Here is a 20,441-nt window from a genome sequence, read left to right as displayed (position 1 = left end):
TCAAAGAATCACTTTACTATGCTACTAAAAAACACTATCCAAAATCTATCTATTCTTGCATTTTCGCTTTTTCTGACCCAAAACAGCCATGCACAACAAACTGAAAAAGTCTATTTGTCTGGAAAAGATTTTGAGCATCCTGTGCAATGGGATTTTTATTGTACCGATGGAAACAACAGTAAAACTTGGTCCAAAATAAACGTTCCGTCACAATGGGAATTAGAAGGTTTTGGCGAATATACTTATGGCCGCTGGTACAAAGAATTGAACCAAAAAGAGCCAAGCAAAGAAGAAGGTTTGTACAAATATGAATTTGAAGTTCCGGCAGATTATAAAGGCAAAGATGTTTTGATTGCATTTGGCGGTGCGATGACGGATACTGAAGTGAAAGTAAACGGAAAACTGGCCGGAGCGATTCATCAAGGTGGTTTTTATGAATTTAAATATGACATTTCTTCTTTATTAAAATACGGATCTAAAAATACTTTAGAAGTTCATGTTTGGAAACAATCGGCTAACAAATCGGTAAATGCGGCTGAAAGAAGAGCAGATTGGTGGTTATTTGGCGGAATCTATCGTCCGGTTTGGTTGGAAGTTTCACCAAAAACACATATTGAAAATATTGCCGTAAACCCTAAAATGGATGGTTCAATTATAGTTGATTTGAATTTGAAAAATGTTTCTAAAAACGCTACTTTAGAAGCTACTTTAAAAGGTTTAAACGGAGAAAATTTCCAGACTTTTACTTTTCCGCTTAAAGCGAAATCTACAAAAGAAACGATTGCTGCACAATGGAAAAACATTAAACCTTGGAACCCTGAAAATCCAAATTTATATGACTTGCAATTGGTTTTAAAACAAAACGGAACAGCAGTTCATCAATACGACAAACGAATTGGTTTCAGAACTTTAGAATTTAAAAAACAAGACGGAATTTATCTTAATGGTACCAAAATCATTATGAAAGGAATTAACCGTCACTCATTTTGGCCAGAAGGCGGAAGAAGCACCAGCAAACGCATCAGCGAACTGGACGGAAAATTAATCAAAGATATGAATATGAATGCGGTTCGTGGGCATTATCCTCCGGATACGCACTTCTTAGAAGTTTGCGATTCACTTGGTCTTTTTGTTTTGAATGAATTGGCAGGATGGCAAAATTCTTATGATACTGAAACTGGGAAAAAATTAGCAACTGAAATGATTACGCGCGATGTTAATCATGCCTCTGTGATTATTTGGGATAATGGAAATGAAGGTGGATGGAATTATGATACTGATAAAGTCTTCGCAGATCTTGATCCTCAAAAGAGAATCGTGATTCACCCTTGGGCTGATTTTAATGGCTGGGACACACACCACTACCCGACTTACCTAACAGGAATGCACCGTTTTAATGCCGGTGAAAATGTATTTTTCCCAACGGAATTTATGCACGGAACGTATGATAACGGGCATGGCGCCGCACTAGAAGATTTCTGGAATCGTTACAAAGAAAGTCCGCTTTTTGCAGGAGGATTTATGTGGGCGATGTTGGACGAAGCTGTTTTTCGCTCTGATTGGAAAGGAGATGCAAAATTCGATTCAAAAGGTTCTTTAGCTGCAGACGGAATTTTAGGTCCGCACCGCGAAAGAGAAGGAAGTTATTATACAGTAAAAGAAGTTTGGGCACCAATTCAGTTTACGCCAAAACAAGTTACAGAAGGTTTTGATGGTACTTTCTTAATCAAAAACGACTATCTTTTCAGTAATTTGAATACGTGCAAAATGGAATTCAAAGTATTACAATCCGATAAAAATGTGCTTTATACGACTGGAACTGCCAAAGAAATAAGTGGAGGAAAAATCGAGATTCCGAGTATTGATCCGGGAGAAACACGCAAAATTCAATTTGCTGTTCTGAGTAATTTTGCTGAAGGTGATGTTTTATCGATTTCGGCTTACGATCAATTTGGAAAAGAAATTTATACTTGGACATGGCCTATTCACAAAGCTTTATTTTATGCGAATAAATTTTTAGCAGTTCAAAATACAAAAGAAAAAGCATTGGCTGTGAAAACAGGAACTGAAGTTACTTTAAAAGGAGGCGATGTAACTGTTGTTTTAAGTTCAGAAAACGGAGAAATTACCTCGGTTAAAAATGCAACTTCAACAATTCCGTTGACAAATGGTCCGCGTCCAATTGGAATGAAAGCGAAATTAAAAGATATTCAGGTTTCTCAAGAAGGCGATAAAGCGATTTGTACAGTTTCATACGCTGGAGGAATATCTTCTATCAAATGGACTATGGAAGCTGATGGAAGATTTAAAATGGAAATGATTGTTTTGAAAAACGAAAGAGCAAACGGTGCAGACGGATTCGACGGTGCTTTTTTCGAGGATAAAATCAATTCATTTGGAATCACTTTCAGTTTTCCTGAAAAAGAAGTGACTGGAATCAAATGGTTTGGAAGAGGTCCTTACCACGTTTGGAAAAACAGAATTAAAGGAACAACTTACGGTATTTGGGAGAAAGACTATAACAATACGATTACAGGAGAAAGTTTTGAAAACTTAGTTTATCCAGAATTTAAAGGTTATCATGCTAATTTATTGGGAGCAAACTTAAAAGCGGGCGCTTCATCATTTAAAGTTTTCAGTGAATCTGATAATTTATTCTTGAGATTATTTACGCCTGATTTGCCTAAAAATGGTTTCCCAGGAAGTAATCCACAGCCTGCATTTCCAGAAGGTGATATTTCATTTATGTATGAAATTCCGGCAATGAGAGATTTCAAACCTTTAGAGCAACAAGGACCACAAAGTCAGCCAACAAACATCAGAATTAAAAGCGGTGACGACGGGATTAAGATGAATTTATGGTTTGATTTTAGAGATAAGATTTAGTTTCAGGTTTTCTTTGTTTCAAGTTTCACGTTGAAAAACTATATCATTTTTAACCGCAAAGCACGCTAAGATTTATCAATTTGTGCTGAGAAAAAAACAAAGTTCGCAAAGCTTTGCGCACTTCGCGTATGGCTTTGCGAACTTTGCGGTTAAATAAATACACACAATTCACAATTCAAAATATGAAAACATTTAAAATACTCTCTGCTTTAATTTTAGCAGTATTATTTTTCAATTTTACATCCAATCAAAACAACAAACCAACTGTTTATATGGTTGGTGATTCAACTGTAAAGAACGGTAAAGGTGACGGCGTAGGTGGACTTTGGGGCTGGGGCGATTATATCGGGCAGTTTTTAGATACTACAAAAGTCAATATCGAAAATCATGCTTTAGGCGGAACCAGCAGCAGAACTTTTCAGGATAAAGGTTTATGGATTGAGGTTTTGAACAAACTTAAAAAAGGCGATTATGTTTTGATTCAGTTTGGACATAATGATGACGGGCCTTTGAACGATACTCTTCGCGCGCGCGGCACAATAAAAGGAATTGGAAATGAATCACAGGAAATTGACAATTTAATTACCAAAAAACACGAAACTGTTCACAGCTACGGCTGGTATATTCAAAAAGTAGTTCGCGAAGCCAAATCAAAAGGCGCAATTCCGATAATTTGTTCGCCAATTCCAAGAAACGATTGGAAGGAAGGAAAAGTTCCGAGAAACGATAAATCATATGGTTTATGGACCAAACAAATTGCTGAAAAGGAAAAAGTTACGTTCATCAATTTGAATGAAAAAATGGCTATAGAAATGGAGAAATTCGGCGAAGCAAAAGTGACCGGAACTTATTTCTACAAAAAAGATCATACGCATACATCGGCAAAAGGCGCAGTGCTTTCGGCTTCAGTTATTATCAATGAATTGAAAGCGAGCAAAAATTCTTTGAAAAATTACATTTTACCAAACCCAAAAATTGCGCTTCCGCCAAAGAAAAAATTGTTTTTAATAGGTGATTCAACAATGGCCAATAATAACAATAATCCGGATGCTGTTGGATGGGGAGTTCCGTTTCCGCAATATTGTGACACAACGAGAATTGAAGTAATCAATAAAGCCAGAGGTGGACGAAGCACCAGAACTTTTGTTTACGAAGGTCTTTGGGACGAAGTAAAAAATCAACTTCAGCCAGGAAATTTTGTTATTATTCAATTTGGACATAATGACGCGGGCGATATTGACAAAGAAAAATTCAGAGGTTCGCTAAAAGGAAATGGTGATGAAACACAAGAAGTAACGCGTCCAGACGGCTCAAAAGAAATCGTACATACTTTTGGGTGGTATATGGAGAAATTTATCAGAGAAGCGAAAGAAAAAGGCGCAATTCCGATTGTTTTAAGTTTGACGCCAAGAAACGAATGGCCAAATGAAAAAGCCGAACGTAGAACCGATACGTATGTAATTTGGTCAAAAATAGCAGCAGAAAAAGAAAAAGTTCCTTTTATCGATTTAAATGATATTGTCGCTTTAAAATATGAAGCTTTAGGAAAAGAAAAAGTAAAAGCCTTTTTCCCAAAAGATCATACACATACAGGCGCAGAAGGTGCTGCATTTAATGCACTCACCGTCGCAGAAAGCCTAAAAAAAATAAAAGACTGTAATTTGAAAGATTATATTGAAACCCCGAAATAATTATGAATTATAAGTTATGAATTATGAGTTAAATACAAAGTCAAAATCAACTTATAATTCATAATTCATAATTCATAACTAAAAAAAACCTCGCTTACATTACATAAGCGAGGTTTTTGTTTTTGAAATACGAAGCGTATTATTTTTTTGATTCTTCGATAGAAACTTTTCTGAACTCTTTCAAAAGTTTTTCAATTTCTAAAGTAGCTTTTCTAGCTCTTGGTCCAGCAGCTTTGATACCTTTTTCAGTTAAAGATTCAGCTTCTGCTTTAAATGTGTCAATTTCGGCGTTGATTTTTACTAATAGATCTTTCATGCTTATACTTGTTAAATTAAGGCGCAAAAATAAAAGTTTGCTGGAACTATAACGCACGATTAATGTTAAAATTATAACTGTTTTGGCTATTTGAGTTAATAATTATTTAACCTGTTTTCTTTAAATCTCTATATCAACAGATTACAAAAATTTAAAAAATTATTTTTTTTTATTTTTTTCTCCTTTTCTCAACTGTTACTGCTTCATAATCATCATTTAATGCTTATTTTAATGGTATTTCGTAGGAACTTCCTTCGCTTGACGGATAAACTGCCAACTGATCTAGCACAATGCCTGTCTGATTCACCTCAACTTTGATTATGTGTTTTCCCTTCTCTAAATTCGATGCAGGAAGTTTTACAATGGCGCTGTTTCGTAAAACATTTTCTTTCCAGGTTTTATCTCTGTCTTTTGTATTTGTTTTAAAATTTTGTAAGACAGTTTTATCCAATTGAACACCAATTTCATGATCGAAATTATTAGCGTGCGTTGGCAGCAAACGAACTTCTATTTCATATTCTCCAGCAGTCATAATTTCAAATTCATAAATTATAAAAGGTTTTTCTGTTTTGAAATACTGTTGTTTCAATGGAAATAAAGTTATAGCGTTGTTACTATATCCTAATCCGTTGATTGTTTTCCAATTGTAATTTTTAAAACCTTTTTGCGAAACAAATGTATTGGCTTGAATTGCAATTCGGTTTGTCGTTTCCTTTTGCACTTTTACAATTGATTCTGGCTTTTTAACCGAATCAAAAACAGGAAGATTTCTAGGATGCATCGACATCATTTTATTCCATTTTCCGTCGCTTAATTTCGTATTGTAAAAATCTGTAAGCGCTTCAATTTTATGGAAAGATTCTGAAGCTAAAAGTTCATATTTTGCCTTTTCTTTTTCATCTGAAGCAATTGTTGCCAAATTCCAGTATAAGAACTTATGATTCATGTAAGCGGCTCCTTTTACAGGATAAACAGCCAATTGAAACCAAGCATCTTTTCGCTCCTGCGGAATAAAGGCTGAAAGACTGCCTACTTTTTCAATAAGTTTATCATAAGCTTTTATTCTATTCCAAATTTCCTTCTCTGAAAAATCAGATAGTTTTACTTGCGTTGTTGGTTCTGTTTGGCTCCAGCCCATATATTCTGGTTTTCTAAGAAATGCCAAACGATAATATTCCTCAAAAACCGCACTTATTTCAGCGCTTATTTTCGGAGAAAATTCTCTTGAAGCCCAATCTTTCAAATATTGATTAAGTCCGTCCGATTTAATAGAATTGATGTTCCAAGCCATATCTAGGAAAAGTTCCGTATCATATTCGGCAGGCTTTATATCGCCTACATTTACGATCCACATTTTTTTTGCTCCGTTTTGATAGGCTTTATTCATTTCGTACCAAATCAAACCAGGTTGCATCGTGCTCAGCCAAAGATAATCGTGCGGTCTTCCCCAATAACTGATGTGATAATAAACACCGCTTCCTCCTGCTCTTTTTTGTTCTTCATCATTACTCAAACGGCGAATATATCCGTAATTATCATCGGGCCAAACTAAGGTTATATCACTCGGAACTTTTAGTCCGTTATCGTATAATTCTAAAACTTCTTTATACGGAACGAAAGCTTGCGGAATATCTGCTAAAGGCTTTTTGAAAGTATTTGAAAGCATTTCACGCTGGTTCACGATAATCTTTTCAACCATTGAAATCGATTCGTTTAAATCCTTTGCTCCTTCCATTTTACTGTCATGAACGCCTCGCATTCCAAGCGTCATAATCGTTTCATTTTGAGCCGATTTTAATTCATCTAAACGATCCTGCCAATATTTATTAACTTGGGTTTTATTCGTAAAATAATTGTAATCGCCGTAGATTTTTGGTTTCCATTCGTCAACATTATTTCGAAGCATTGGTTCGGCGTGAGAAGAACCAATTACGATATGATATTTTTGCGCCATTTCTTTATTTCCGGCAATCGTAAAAAATCCTTTTGTTGACGGATGCATCGCTGGCCAAATTGTATTGGCTTTTAAACGCAATAGTAATTGAAAGATTTTCTCGTAAGTTTTCGGACCAATATCACCCGTTTCTGGCTCAAATGTTTTAGCTGCCCAAGGCTGTAACGCCCAATCTTCATCATTTAAAAAAATACCACGATATTGAACCGAAGGCGATGTAATTATATTTTTACCTGAAAGTTTTAAAGAAAGTTTTTCTTGTTTTATTGGATGTACATCTGCCCACCATTTCCAAGGGGAAATTCCTAGACGTTCCGATATTTCGAAAATTGCATAAACGGTTCCGCGTACATCAGAACCAGCAATTATTAGATTTTCTTTTTCCTTTTGGATAGAAAATTTTTCCCATTGATTCGAAAGTTCTTTTTGCTCTTTTCTTGTTTTAAAAAGTGTATTTGAAACTTCTCCAATATAAATTCCGTTTTTAGAAAATGAATTAGCTTGAAGTATTTCTGGTCGTTTTCCACTTAATTCTTGAACGTCATCTGCTAATTCATTTACCGCCCAAATAATTAATGGATCTGTGTTTTTATCGATGAAGATATTTCCTGCATTGTTTTTATCTGCAATTAAAAAATCGCTTGTGTTTTTCTTTTGGCAGAAACCATTTATGGATAAAATCGAGAAAATTAATAACAGTATTTTTTTCATTGCAATATTTTTTTGCCACGAAGGCTTTACACAAACTTGTCATCCTGAGGAACGAAGGATCTCACATGTTATTCGACAAAGATTTGGGGGTTTCTATGTGGAGCTTCTAGTGTGATCCTTCGTTCCTCAGGATGACAAAACAGAGAATTAAAACTATAAAAATCGACAAAGATTGGTGACTTACTTTGTAGAGCTACTTCTGAAGATTGCTTCGCCAATTCGCTAACGCTCGTGTCCTCGTTCCTCGGAATGACAAACTTTATGGTTACTTTGTGTTAGACGCACTGCTGTGCGCCTCTACAGAAAACCTTTTGAACCTTTGCAACTCTGAACCTTTGAACCTATTCAAAAGCCTTCTTATTCACATAAACATTTTTAAAAGTCACATTCTTAATCAAACTTTTATCAATGTCCGCTTTGGCAGATTCAATATTTAAGTTTTCGAAAGTGAAGTTTGACAAACGTACATTTGGGTCGTTTTCTACTTTATAAAACATTTCGCATTTAAGATCAATATTTTTTAAAGTAACGTTATCTCCGTATGATAATGGAACATCAGGACGACCTTTTAAATCAAAAAACTGTTTCCATGCCAAAATAGCCAAACCGTTTTTGGTTTGCCCTTTAATGTCTTCAAGTCTGATATATTCATAAAGTTGCGGGGTATCAGGTCTCATTTTAAGATGTAATAATATTGACGGCCCATCAACTTCGCAATTGCGCATAATTATGTTTCGGTTATGAATCGCCTCGCTTCCATTAGTTAAAGCCGAATGACAATATCCAAACTTACAGTCCTCAATAATAATATTGGTGTTTGCCCCATTGTTTTTATCTTGATCTGCGTAAGGTCCTTTACCTCCTTTTAGCGCAATCGCATCATCATTTACAGACATATTAGATCCTTTTATCAATACATTGCTACAAATATCAAGATCAATTGCATCTGTACTTGGAGCATCGCCTTTTTGATGTGGAGAATAAATATAAGTATCCAGTATTTTTATGTTATTGCATTTGTAAAAATGATTTGTCCAAAAACCTGAATTAATGAATTTTACGTCCTGAAATTGCACATTGTTTGAATTCCAAACAAAAACCAATCGTGGTCTTGAAACTTCAAGATTAGTACATTTCGGATTTTCTTTTCGGCGCGCCCAGAAAGCATCCCAATATTTTCTTCCGTTACCATTTATTGTTCCTTTTCCTGAAATCGAAAAATTATCAACGCCGTAAGCATTTACCAAAGCCGGAAAATAATCCAGATTTTGGCCTTCCATTCTTGACGGCATAATTGGATAATTTGAAATATCATCGGAACCTTTTAAAACACCACCTTCGCTGATGTATAAAGTCGTTTTTGGCTTAAAAAACAGAGCACCGCTCAAGTAAACCCCTTTTGGGATTATGATTACGCCTCCGCCATTTGCTGCCGCTTTATCTATCACTTTCTGAATAGCAACTGTTTGAAGTTTTGTGCTGTCTTTACTTACTCCAAAATCTGTAATGATATATTTTTTTCCTAAATCTTTCAATTGGAGTTTAGTATACGTTTTAAACCAAACCGGAATTTCGGTTCCATCAGGAAATTTATCGTTTGCATATTTTTGTGAAAATGAGCTTTGGGAAATTCCCAAAACACATAAAACTAAAGTGAAAAACTTTTTCATTATAAGCTGTTTTTATTTTATTTTTTATTGGCTGTACAATTAGCGAACTAAATTTCTTTTAAGGCCACAGATTAAAAAGATTTTAAGGATTTTTTATAAATCTAATTCTATTTGTTTTAATCTGTGTTAATCCTTTTAATCTGTGGCGAAAAAAATGATTTAGTATATTACAAATAATCATATTATTTCTTTATTTCAATCTGAGCAACAGAAATATAATATCCTGTACTTCCGTAATTTGACTTTCTTTTATCGGACCAATTTGGTCTCTCCCCAGTTCCTGAAATCGTCAAAGTATAATTATCTTTCTTTAATATTGGAGATTTATAAACTGCTGTTTCTGTTACATTTTTACTGTATAAATCGATAATTGCTGTGGTTATAACTTTTCCTTTTTCATCTGTCAAAACAACTTTAGCATAACCATTTTCACTTCCCACAAAACTTGAAAAACCAATTTGCTGGCCTTTGAATTTAATCGAAAACGAAGCATTCTTATCATCTGATTTGCTTTCTTTATCTGAATGACTCCAATTGCCGGAATATTTAATTTCTTTATTGCTGTTTTTTAGAAATTTATTTGTGTTTTTTGGCACAGATGCAATTCCGCTCACCAAATCAATTTGCCAAGTTTCCTGATAAACCGGAATTGAAAGTGACTTTCCAGAAATTGTCAATGGCTGCCAAACATAAGTTGCCGAAGATGCCTGTTTAGGAAATGACCAACGATCGCCCATGAACATGTATGTCGTTTCTTTAGAACCTTGAATTGGCAAAACAAATGTCGACTGTGAATTCCACGTAAGTGTTTCCTTTGGTGCAATCAAACCTTGAAATTCCCAAGGGCCTTTAATCGAATTTGAGGTGTAATAATAATTATCATTTTTCTCCCAACTTGTCAAATGCGAACCGATAAAATAATACAAATTATCTTTTTTCAGCATTGTTGGCGATTCAAATCCGGTTGTGATATTTTCATTTACTTTTTCTGTAACCGATTTATAATCATCACTTAATTTGTAAATTTCACCACCATGAACCAGAATATATCCCGAATTATCAGTATCCTGAAAAGTTCCCATATCCCATTTTTTTATAGGCTTTCCGTCAAATAAAAGCGGACCTTTAAATGTGTACGGACCTTCAATATTTTTTGAAACAGCATAACCCACAAACTGATCTTTATACGTTAAAGTATCGGCGTGCATGTACATTACAAATTCATTGGTTTTTGGGCATTTCATCACTTTTACTCGTTCACCAACACGATTTGGCCCCAATTTTCCAGATTCTTGTACAGGAAGCGCCTGTCGCTCAAATTTCCAATTATAAAGATCTTTTGAAGAATAACAATTAAAACCCGCAAATGCATTGCTAGTATCGCTGTGTGCTTCTCCAAATAAATAAAATGTATCTTTTTCTTTTATAATGTTGGCTCCGTGCGCGCTTACAATATTTCCGTTTTGGTCAAGCCAAGGAACGCCAGAATAAATGGCATCCATTTTTCCTGATTCTTGCGCAAAAGAAACCGCCACATTACTCATAAAAACAATGAAAATTAAGCGACACAAAACTGAATAATTCTTTTTAAACATTTTACTAATTACTTTTCACTTTTTACTAATCACTTTCTTTTCAGCCATTCTTTCGGAACATTTACAATACAAATATTCAACGTTCTATTATCCTCAGAAAGCATTGCCGACTGAATTTCAATTTTTGTTCCGTCTCTATTGAAAGTTGGGTGAACGTGATCTGCTGCTGTTTCTTTATGTCCGGTTGTCAGCATCATCATTTCATTTGTTTTTCTGTCAATTAAATATAAACTTCTAGAGAAATCATCTCCAACAGCCCATCTTCCGTCAGAAGAACCGTGAACATGCCATAAACCGCTTCCGCTTTTTGTTTGACCGGCGATAATCATTTCGCGGGTTCTTAAATTTACAATTGCTAAACCTGTAGGTTTTTCACGTGTTCCAGAATTTCCCCAATTGCTTTCCTGACCTGGATTTTGAGGATTTCGAACGTCGGTACTAGAAGTCACTTCAACTGGAGCTTCTTTTTGAATATCAATTTTTCGATGTCCCATAATCGCCATTGCCACCTCATCTTTAGAAATTACGACTTCGTGCGTTACCCATTCATAGTCAGATTCAGGATACAAAGGTCGTAAGCCTGAACCATCAGCCATTACTGTCCAAGTTCTTTGTGGAGATTTTCCGCCCGTTTCCCAACAAAAAACCAATTCGCCTGGATTCCAGATATTGGATTGTATATGTCCTACTTGAAACGGCACTGAAACTACATGTTTCACTTCACCGGTTTTAATATTCATACTGCTGATTCCACCCGGTCCTGCGCCCATATTTCTTGCTCCAAAACTCTTTTCAATTTTTACATTCGGATCCAAATGTCTTGCAGCTTCTTCTTTTCCAATTCTGAAATAAACACGATCTTCATTCGCATCCAAAGCCATATCTCCCGAAGCGCCCATTTCCGGATTTGTAGTTCCGCAAACACGCTCGTAAGCTGAAACAGGTTTCATTTTTCCTTTTTCACTATCTGCAAAAACGGCTTCCAAATTCACTTCCATAATCTGCATTTTATCGCCATCGCCTTTTCGCATAAAATACAATTTCATTGATTTTTGCGCCATGCATAACGTTCCGGTATAACCTCCTTCGGTAACCTGAACCATTACACCTGATTTTTCGTTCACTGCCATTGCTTCTCCATTGGCTCTTTTGGTTCTAAAAATAAGCCATTCACCATCAGATGTCCATTGCGGATGTGTTGGATAGGTTTTCGAATCTCCAGCTGATTTTGTTGTTAAAAAGATTAAATCGACACCTGTAACAGGATCTTTTATTATCTTTTTTTCTGATGGAAATCGTTTTCCTATCTGCGCAAAAGCAATCGTACCGATTAATAAGAAAAGTATATTTATTGTTGATTTCATACGTTGGTGGTGTTTTACTGCGAAGACGCTGAGTTTTTCTTTTTGAATTAGTTTGTCAATTAATCTCGCAAAGGCGCGGAGGCGCAAAGTTTTTTTGTCACCCTGACGAAGGAAGGATGACAAACAGAGCGTTACAAGTGCATTCAAAACTCATAACTCATAATTAATAACTCCTAACTTATTTATGCAGATTATCTTTCCCTTCGATTTTTAATTGTATAGAGCTGTCGTTTATTTGAAACTGACTGTCTTTTAAAAGCATAATCACTTCGGCTCCAGCCAATAAAACCGGACCGTAACCGTGAGCAGCAAAAACATTTACAGGGCGATAGTAATAAAATGCAGGATCAAATCCCATTCCGGTTCCGACGCAAGTTCCTTCAACTTGACCTTTATCATTTACTTTTGTTGCAACCGCATTCCATGCTAATAAAACAGCTGGTGCATACGTCATTTTATCAACATAACCGCGATTTATAGCTCTGGCAATTGAATACGCATAAATAGCAGTTGCCGAAGTTTCCAAATAGGAATCATTTCTGTCTAATAATTGGTGCCAAAAACCAGTTCCGTCCTGATACTGAACCAATCCAGCAATGTGTTTTTGCAATTGAGTTAAAACTTGATTATAACCTGGATGATTTTTTGGTAAAACTTCTAACAATTCCACCATTGTCATAACTGCCCATCCATTTGCTCTCGCCCAATGAAACTGAGGATGAACTGTCATTGATTCAACCCAGCCGTGCATGTAGATTCCTTTTTGGCTGTTGAACATTCTTTCAGAAAACTGATTTACTTGTTTTACTGCATCATCATAATATTTTGTGTTTCCGGTGTAACTTCCCATTTGTGCCAATGCAGGAACACTCATAAACATATCATCTAACCAAAGTGTATTATCCTGTGGTCTGTTTCTTGCTAATGTTCCGTCTTTTAATCTGAATTGTTTATTGCTGATAAAGTCGATGTAGTTGTTTACCAAAGGATCAATATTGGCTTTCAAACCTTCTTTTTTGGCTTTAATAAAAGCTGCACAAAGAGCTCCGGCAAAATCTAATGCTTCAGGATGAAGCGTTTTAAGCATGTCTTTATCTTTGATGTTTTTTTCGTTGTAATTTTCGGCAATGTCTGCAATCAGCTGTATTCTTTTATTGGAATAATCAGCGTAATATTTTTCGCCTGTTGCTTTAGAAGCTAAAAGCATTCCGGCGTACGTAACACCCCATTCATAGCTTGTCAATCTGAAAGCACCTGGTTCAAAAACAATATCCTGATTGCTTTTTTTATAATCTGTAATAACGGCTTTCGTGTTTGCATCGATAATTTTTGAAGCCGAATTTTTATCTAAAAAATTATAAACCCTGTCCAAAACCACTTTTATATCTTCTTTCTGCGGAATCACATATGGCGTTGGATAATCAGGTTGCATTAAATGCAATGGTGCTGTCGCATCTGTTTTTTGTGCGTTCGCATTTGTAATTGATGCAAAAACGAACATTGCTAAAATGGTTGATTTATAGTTCATAATGGTTAGTGTGTTAGTTTACATTTTGTTTTATTTACTGATTTCAACCGTTATTTTGGCAGAAAGCTGTTTTGCCAAAGTGGTTACATAATTGCTGAAATAAGCTGAATCTTTAAAGTTTTTATCTGCACTCAATTCCCAGCCCGCAATGGCATAGTAACTGATTTTTTTATTGTTTTCTATTGATAATTTTGCCAGATAAGAATCTGTTAACTGACCTGTTTTTGGTGCTTCGATATAACCTTTGTAGAGTTTCTTCGGGACCAAAATTGCAGTTCCTAAAATCCATTCGCGATTGTAGGTCAAATTATCATGCTGAATAAAACAAACCCAATCACCAGCTTCGACAACTTGAAGCGGATTTTTATTATTGATGTTTGAAATTGCTGCCAGAAAAGTTTCTCCACCTTTAAGTCCGCTGATAGAAACTGTGTTTTCATAACCGTACATTCCCGGCCAGATAGACGTCGTTTCCTGAACTTGATAATCGTTTCCAGAAGCTTTCCAGTTTTGATATTTATAACTTAAAACCGAATTAACTGGACCTTCGCTTACAATTTTGAAAGTTGTTTTTTCGACATTGTTTAAAGTATCGTTTGTCAAAATTCCAAGACGATTGATTTTGTCATTTATCAATAAAGCGTAACCGCCCAAACCTGCAGAATTCCCAACAGGAAAAATATCTCTTCCCCAATCGTACATTACGTGATAATTGTCTTCAACAGCTCCTTTGCTGTTTATTCCAACATTTTCTGGTGTAATGGCAGGGATTTTTTTTCCGAATACGTCTTTTGAATTTCTTCCATCTAAATAATGTCTGAAACCTACTTTATCATTTTCCCAAGTTGGCCCGTCAGTTTGATATTTTTGAAAACCTAGTTTTTTATGCACCTGATTCGCCATTAAAACTTCCTCTGTTGCTGGCTGAACCGGTAAATCTTTAGCTTCTCTTTTTCCGAATCTTGCACTTGTTTTTATTGGAAATTTAGGATCTTTCAAAGACCATGTTAATATTGCTATTTTCTTTTCGTTAGCGGCAAAATCAGTTACCAAGAAAAGTTCGTCCCATTTTCCATCTCCGTCCAAATCGTTCAATTGTGCCGGAATTGTATCATTTTTACTAATCAGAATAGGAAAACTATTTGCGACATATTTTGATGCAATTTGGTTTCTTTTTATGCTGATTGCTTTTTGTGGCACTACTATATCAGATGCGTTTTTTAAAGTAACTTTTTGTGCATTGCAACTTGCTAAAATTGCTGTTGCAAAAGCTATTGATAAATAATATTTTGTTTTCATTTTTCTTTTTGTTTCAGGTTTTCTTTGTTTAAAGTTTAAGGTTTAATCCAAATGAAAAACCTCTTTTAATGAAACCGAAATTGGTGAATTATCAGGATTTGTATCCATAATATCGCCCATATATGCCCACCATTTTTTTACTATTGGATGATTTGGCAAATAGTCGAAATCAAAATCTGAACTGATTTTCTGCACCGCAAAAAGTATCAGTGTTTCTTCATCTAAAAAAATACTGTAATCCTGTATTCCAGTTTCTGAAAGCAAAGCCGATAATTCTGGCCAGATTTCGTCGTGTCTTTTTTTGTATTCCGCTTCAAAACCAGATTTTAATTTCATTTTGAAAGCGTTTCGGATTGTGTTTTTATTTGCCATTTTTAATGCTTTAAATTTATTTGAACAGGCTCATCTCTATTACAGATAATTTCGCCATTTATATATTGCAATTCTGCTATTTGAATGGAACTTCTTTTCGTTTCATAACTTTCAACTCCTTTATTTTCTGGAGTTCTACCGGGATGTGTGAAATAAAAAATATACGCTCGATCGCCATTTACAATTACATCCGGATGCCCGCCAATTACCTTGTCATCTTCACCAGTTCCGGGAGTTTGAAGAATATTCTTTTCCTGGCGTTTCCAATTTAAAAAATCTTCAGAAGAATAAATATTCAAACCTCTCCAAGAATCTGTTACCATCCAGTTTTTCCCTTTCCAAACAAAAACTTTTGGGCCTTCTCCTCTATCTTTTACAATTTTCGTTCCGCTGTCGGTCCAATTGTATAGATCTTTACTATCTGCGTAATAAATTGATTTTCCATCATTTTCATTATTGTAAAACATTCTCCAGGTTCCGTTTGGCAATTGAAAAACCGAAGCATCAATACAGCGTTCCGAAGCCAATTTTAATTCCGATTCAAAATTCCAATCCATTAAGTTACTACTTGTCAAATGAATTATCGAACGTGGATGATACCAATCATTGAAAATTCCGGGAACAATTGTCAAATACATATGATATTTATTTTTGTATTTAATGACATCTGGTGCCCAATAGGTTACATCTTTTAATTTATAATTGATATTGCAAGTATCTTTATAGGTCCATCTTGCGCCATCTTCAGAAGTTGCAACACCAATTTTTGTTCCATGCACCCATGTAATTCCTTTTGCTGTTGAATCTTTTGCTCTTCGATTGGTATAAAACATAAACCATTTTTTCTCTTTTTTGTTCCAAATAATCGTTGGATCGGCGGCTCCGTCATAAATTGGATCGCGGAATAATGGTTTTGGAGCAATATGTTTTTGATCTTTTTGAATGTCTTTTTGTGCTGTCATTGTTAGGCTGAGCAATGCAGTTATTAGGATTATAAAAAGATGTTTTGGTTTAATTTTCATTTATTTTTTTGTTGTTTTTTTGTCATTTATTGCTGAATCTTGTCATTTCGACGAAGGAGAAATCTTCGCGAGTAACTCCGCAACGAAAGTCCAATCTTTGTAGAGCTTCTCGTGGAGATTCCTCGTTCCTCGGAATGACAAACTGTACTTATTACTTCCTGTTAGTCACTTGTGTGATTCCTCGTTCCTCGGAATGACAAACTATGCGTGCAAAACTATTTCTCAATTATTTTTCTTTTCATTTTCTATTACCCAATCATCTGTCCTAAAAGGTGATGCGGGCAAATTTTCAACATTGAATAAATTTGGTTCTGGAACTGCTTTCCATGCAAAACGAACTGCAACTGGTTCTTTTACATTTGGCGAAGAAACTATAATTGTCTTTTTGTCAATTTTGGCTGTTGCCGGATAAAATACTTTGTCGTTTCCTGCGATTTCAAACTCTTTAAAATCTTCATTGTTCTTTTTAAATCCGTTTTGAACGTCGTCAAAAAACAATTTAATTTGCTGTTTTTTGATTTCCATATGATTGTAAGTTGGTCCAGAATATACTAGTTTAGTTTCTCCATAAGTTTTTGCTTTTGCAATTAATGCCAAACGATAACCAACAGTTTGTTTGTCAATTGGATGAATATTTTCAGCATTTCCAATATCGGTTGTAACAACCATTCCGCTGTTTGGAATTACTTTTGAGGACATTAATTGTGCTTCTCTGATGTAAGGATTTTGTCCTTTGTGTGGTGCAATCTGAACAAAATAAAACGGAAAATCGCCTTGATTCCATTCGCTTCTCCAACTTTTTACCATTGTCGGAAAAAGACTTCTGTACAAAAATGCCTTTTCTGCATTGCTTTCACCTTGATACCAAATTACACCTTTCATTGTATAATTAGTTACCGGATGCAACATTGCATTGTATAAAACATAAGAGGTTTTATTTTCTTCTTTTTTTGGCTTTTTAAGCTGAGATTTCGAAATATCATTATTGTTTGCAAGTCTTTCTTTTTTCAAATCAGCATAATACGTTTCTAATTTCTCCTGAAATAATTTTTCATTTTTTGCATCTTGTTCCAAAATTGCAAGAAAATCTGGATTGCTTTCTAGAACAGTTTGTGCAGTCCATGCCTCTGCTTTTGTTCCGCCCCAAGAAGTTGAAATTAATCCGATTGGAACTTTTAAATTTTGGTACAAATCCCTGCCGAAGAAATAAGCTACAGCAGAAAAAGATTTAATTGTTGAAGGAGAACAAACATTCCAATTTCCTGTAACATCGTCTAAAGGTTTTTGAGACGCTTTTGTCTGAACGGTAAATAATCGGATTGCTGGAAAATTTGCATTCTGAATTTCTTCTTCATAATTTTTTACTCCCGTTTTCCAAGTTCCTTCTTCTTTTCCAACAGGAAAATACATATTAGATTGTCCAGAGCAAATCCAGACTTCTCCAATTAAAATATTTTTAAGAATGATTTTATTTGAAGCTTCGATTGTAATATCATATTGTTTTTCGCTTCCTACTGGTGTACTGACTGCTGTTTTCCATGTTCCGTCAGGATTTGCAGTAATTTCTACAGGATTATTTTGCCAGCCTAATTGGATTTTGATTTTTTCGTTTGGAGAAGCCCATCCCCATAAATTCACTTTTGAATTTTGCTGTAAAACCATATTATCACCAACTAACGCAGGCAGTTTTACCTGACCAACAGCCGTCAGTTTTAATCCTAAAACGATGAATAATAACAACAATTTCTTTAAATAAATCATTCGGAATATAATTTTAATACTAAAACTTTAAAGATAAAGTACTAAAACGATATCGGTATCCTGTGCTTCCCTGTTTTACTAAAGAATTGTAAAAACAAAAAAGGCAGCAACATGAAGTTACTGCCTTTGTAAAATCAAAACCACTTAATTTTACCATTACCATATTAACGAAAACCAATATCCTTAAAATGATAATCAAATTTAAATATTAAATAACTGAAAACTATCCTGTTGTACCCTGCTATATAATAAAAAAAAACCGCCTCAAAAATTGAGACGGTTCCTAACATAAAAAACCAAAAAATAAGTTTGATATTAATACCCTGGATTTTGCATAGCAGCTTTTTGTTCTGCAGTCAAAGGTTTTCCGCTTGCGTAAACTCCATCAAGGAAAGTCTGCGGAATTGGACGCAAATTATGGTATTCCTGAATATTTGCAGCAGCTTCAATATTATACGCTTTTGCTCTGGCAACTAATGTTTTAGTACGGCTTAAATCTTCCCAACGGTGAAATTCTCCGCACAATTCTCTAGTACGCTCATTAAGTACCAAACACAACATTCTGTCATAATCAGTTCCGTATCCTAATTTTGCAATTACAGCCATATCTTCTGCTGGCAATGCAGTAATACTACTAATTGCTAAGCTTGTTGCAGTTGTTGCAACCGCAATATTATTTGACTCATAATACGAGTTTTCAGGAATATAAGAAATTGGAATTCCTGCCTGACCTGTAGTTGTATAGGCAGCTGAACCATCGGCGTAAGCTGCACGGTTTTCTCCAGCTTTGTAAGCAGCACGGGCACGAACTGCATTAATATAAGGCAATGCATCTGCAAATGTAGCTCCGCCGGCTTTTGCCAAACGGATTTTTGCTTCAGCCGCCATTAAGTAAGTTTCTCCAGAACGCGCCAATGTAATATCACGAGATCCTTTAATATTACTCAAATCGATTCTGTTTCCGTCCATATATTTACTTAAAGACGGAAATCTCACATCGGCCATTAAGCCTACTTTATCAGCAGCATAAGCCACATAAACACTCGGAATTGTTTTTCCTGTTTTTGGATAAATTATGACATCTGTATTTTTAGTTTTGGCAAAACGAGTATCTGCAGCTGTATTTACAACATACATAATACCTAAATCGCCATTTTTATAAACAGCACCAGATGCATTATTGACAATACTTTTTGTTTGGAAACTTTTCCAGAAACGAGAATCATTTACATGATCAAAAGCATCATATACAAAATAAGTTGGAGCCAAACGGCTAAAAGGTCTTCCGCCGGCAAGGTTACGCTTCATTTGGGGCAATTGGTCGTAAGTAGAAAGGAAATATAAATGCTGCTGATTTCCTCCAGTTGTTAATGTACTCGCATTAAATTGTGCAGATAAAATTAACTCCGGAAGTTTTTCGTTAGCACCATCAGCAGTTGTGTATGACCATAAATTATCATAATTAGCTGCTAATGGGTGACGCGAAATTACCTCATCAGATAAAGCAACAACTTGCTGTAAATCGGCCGTTTTTGTAGTTCCATTCCAGCTATCGTTAATTTCACTAGCACGAGTTAAATATGCTTTTGCCAAATAATGTGCTGCGGCATCTTTAGTGATTTTTGCCGGAGCACCAGCATTTCCTAATAAATTGTAAGCCTGAGTAAAATCGGCAATTACCTGAGCTAAAACTTCCTGCGGCGCAGCTCTTGTGAATTCTAATTCAACTGTAGAACTTGTTTTTAATTTTAAAGGAACAGCTCCGTATTGACTTACCAATTGAAGATAACTAAAAGCTCTTAAAAAATAACCTTCGCCTAATGCCGTTTTTTTGATTGCATCATTTGTGGAAACAATATTAGTTGCCGATTCAATTAATGTATTAGCATTTCCAATTCCGATATATAAATTATCCCAGTGTGTATTTGCTGCAACAGTGTTCGCATTAGAAACTGTTACGAAAGCTTTAAAACCTGAGGAGTAAGAATTCCAAATCCAGTTTGAAGGGTCACCTCCAGCGTGAAATTCATCTGTTCCAGATTCTGTTGCAGTAAGTGGTACTTCGCCTTGAAATTCTGCTGCAAATACCTGATAATAAGTTCCCACTGCCAAAGCCTGAATTCCAGCCTCAGTTTTATAATAATCTGAACTGTAAGCCGTTGTCAACTCTTCGTCAAGAAAATCTTTGCTGCAAGAACTTCCTAAAGTCAGCGCTGCAACAAGCATTAAGTTGATATATAGTTTTTTATAATTTTTCATAATGATGTTTTTT

At 35.2% G+C, this 20,441-nt stretch carries 13 protein-coding genes; 2 read left to right on the top strand and 11 right to left on the bottom strand.

Going from position 1 to position 20,441, the window contains the following annotated elements; genetic code table 11:
• Positions 1–18 precede the first annotated feature (18 nt).
• Together ACNFIH_RS21790 and ACNFIH_RS21785 are read left to right on the top strand one after the other, a co-directional pair.
• Positions 19–2,886 (top strand): glycoside hydrolase family 2 TIM barrel-domain containing protein, encoded by a 2,868-nt coding sequence (locus ACNFIH_RS21790; protein WP_426484771.1) that lies wholly within the window; start codon positions 19–21, stop codon positions 2,884–2,886.
• A 182-nt stretch (positions 2,887–3,068) separates the two neighbouring features.
• Positions 3,069–4,577 carry a rhamnogalacturonan acetylesterase gene (locus ACNFIH_RS21785; protein ID WP_426484770.1) on the top strand — a complete coding sequence of 503 codons (1,509 nt, stop codon included), beginning with the start codon at positions 3,069–3,071 and terminating at the stop codon, positions 4,575–4,577.
• Positions 4,578–4,716: 139 nt separating this feature from the next.
• Here the strand turns inward: ACNFIH_RS21785 and ACNFIH_RS21780 are convergent, their stop codons facing one another.
• The 11 genes from ACNFIH_RS21780 to ACNFIH_RS21730 all read right to left on the bottom strand — a co-directional run bounded on the left by ACNFIH_RS21780 (position 4,717) and on the right by ACNFIH_RS21730 (position 20,428).
• The gene (locus tag ACNFIH_RS21780; protein ID WP_026729959.1) at positions 4,717–4,893 is read right to left on the bottom strand and encodes a histone H1; all 177 of its coding nucleotides are present in this window, start codon (positions 4,891–4,893) and stop codon (positions 4,717–4,719) included.
• 223 nt (positions 4,894–5,116) lie between these two features.
• On the bottom strand, positions 5,117–7,558 hold the full coding sequence (locus ACNFIH_RS21775) for a glycosyl hydrolase 115 family protein (RefSeq protein ID WP_426484769.1): 2,442 nt from the start codon (positions 7,556–7,558) through the stop codon (positions 5,117–5,119).
• Positions 7,559–7,899: 341 nt separating this feature from the next.
• Positions 7,900–9,228 carry a rhamnogalacturonidase gene (locus ACNFIH_RS21770; RefSeq protein ID WP_426484768.1) on the bottom strand — a complete coding sequence of 443 codons (1,329 nt, stop codon included), beginning with the start codon at positions 9,226–9,228 and terminating at the stop codon, positions 7,900–7,902.
• A 182-nt stretch (positions 9,229–9,410) separates the two neighbouring features.
• Positions 9,411–10,772 carry a family 43 glycosylhydrolase gene (locus ACNFIH_RS21765; RefSeq protein WP_426484767.1) on the bottom strand — a complete coding sequence of 454 codons (1,362 nt, stop codon included), beginning with the start codon at positions 10,770–10,772 and terminating at the stop codon, positions 9,411–9,413.
• Positions 10,773–10,852: 80 nt separating this feature from the next.
• On the bottom strand, positions 10,853–12,187 hold the full coding sequence (locus ACNFIH_RS21760; protein WP_426484766.1) for a hypothetical protein: 1,335 nt from the start codon (positions 12,185–12,187) through the stop codon (positions 10,853–10,855).
• Positions 12,188–12,365: 178 nt separating this feature from the next.
• Entirely contained in the window at positions 12,366–13,715 is a 1,350-nt protein-coding gene (locus tag ACNFIH_RS21755; RefSeq protein ID WP_426484765.1) for a glycoside hydrolase family 88/105 protein, read from the bottom strand.
• 30 nt (positions 13,716–13,745) lie between these two features.
• Entirely contained in the window at positions 13,746–15,014 is a 1,269-nt protein-coding gene (locus ACNFIH_RS21750; protein ID WP_426484764.1) for a DUF4861 domain-containing protein, read from the bottom strand.
• A 42-nt stretch (positions 15,015–15,056) separates the two neighbouring features.
• Positions 15,057–15,386 carry an L-rhamnose mutarotase gene (rhaM, locus tag ACNFIH_RS21745; RefSeq protein WP_035651080.1) on the bottom strand — a complete coding sequence of 110 codons (330 nt, stop codon included), beginning with the start codon at positions 15,384–15,386 and terminating at the stop codon, positions 15,057–15,059.
• Between the two features lie 2 nt (positions 15,387–15,388).
• Positions 15,389–16,408 carry a family 43 glycosylhydrolase gene (locus ACNFIH_RS21740; RefSeq protein ID WP_426484763.1) on the bottom strand — a complete coding sequence of 340 codons (1,020 nt, stop codon included), beginning with the start codon at positions 16,406–16,408 and terminating at the stop codon, positions 15,389–15,391.
• Positions 16,409–16,630: 222 nt separating this feature from the next.
• Positions 16,631–18,169 (bottom strand): sialate O-acetylesterase, encoded by a 1,539-nt coding sequence (locus ACNFIH_RS21735; protein ID WP_426484762.1) that lies wholly within the window; start codon positions 18,167–18,169, stop codon positions 16,631–16,633.
• Positions 18,170–18,484: 315 nt separating this feature from the next.
• Positions 18,485–20,428 carry a RagB/SusD family nutrient uptake outer membrane protein gene (locus ACNFIH_RS21730; protein WP_426484761.1) on the bottom strand — a complete coding sequence of 648 codons (1,944 nt, stop codon included), beginning with the start codon at positions 20,426–20,428 and terminating at the stop codon, positions 18,485–18,487.
• Positions 20,429–20,441 lie beyond the last annotated feature (13 nt).

Source organism: Flavobacterium sp. 2 (genome assembly GCF_049949195.1).
Taxonomy (GTDB): Bacteria; Bacteroidota; Bacteroidia; order Flavobacteriales; family Flavobacteriaceae; genus Flavobacterium.
This window is presented reverse-complemented; position numbering and strand designations above follow the sequence as displayed.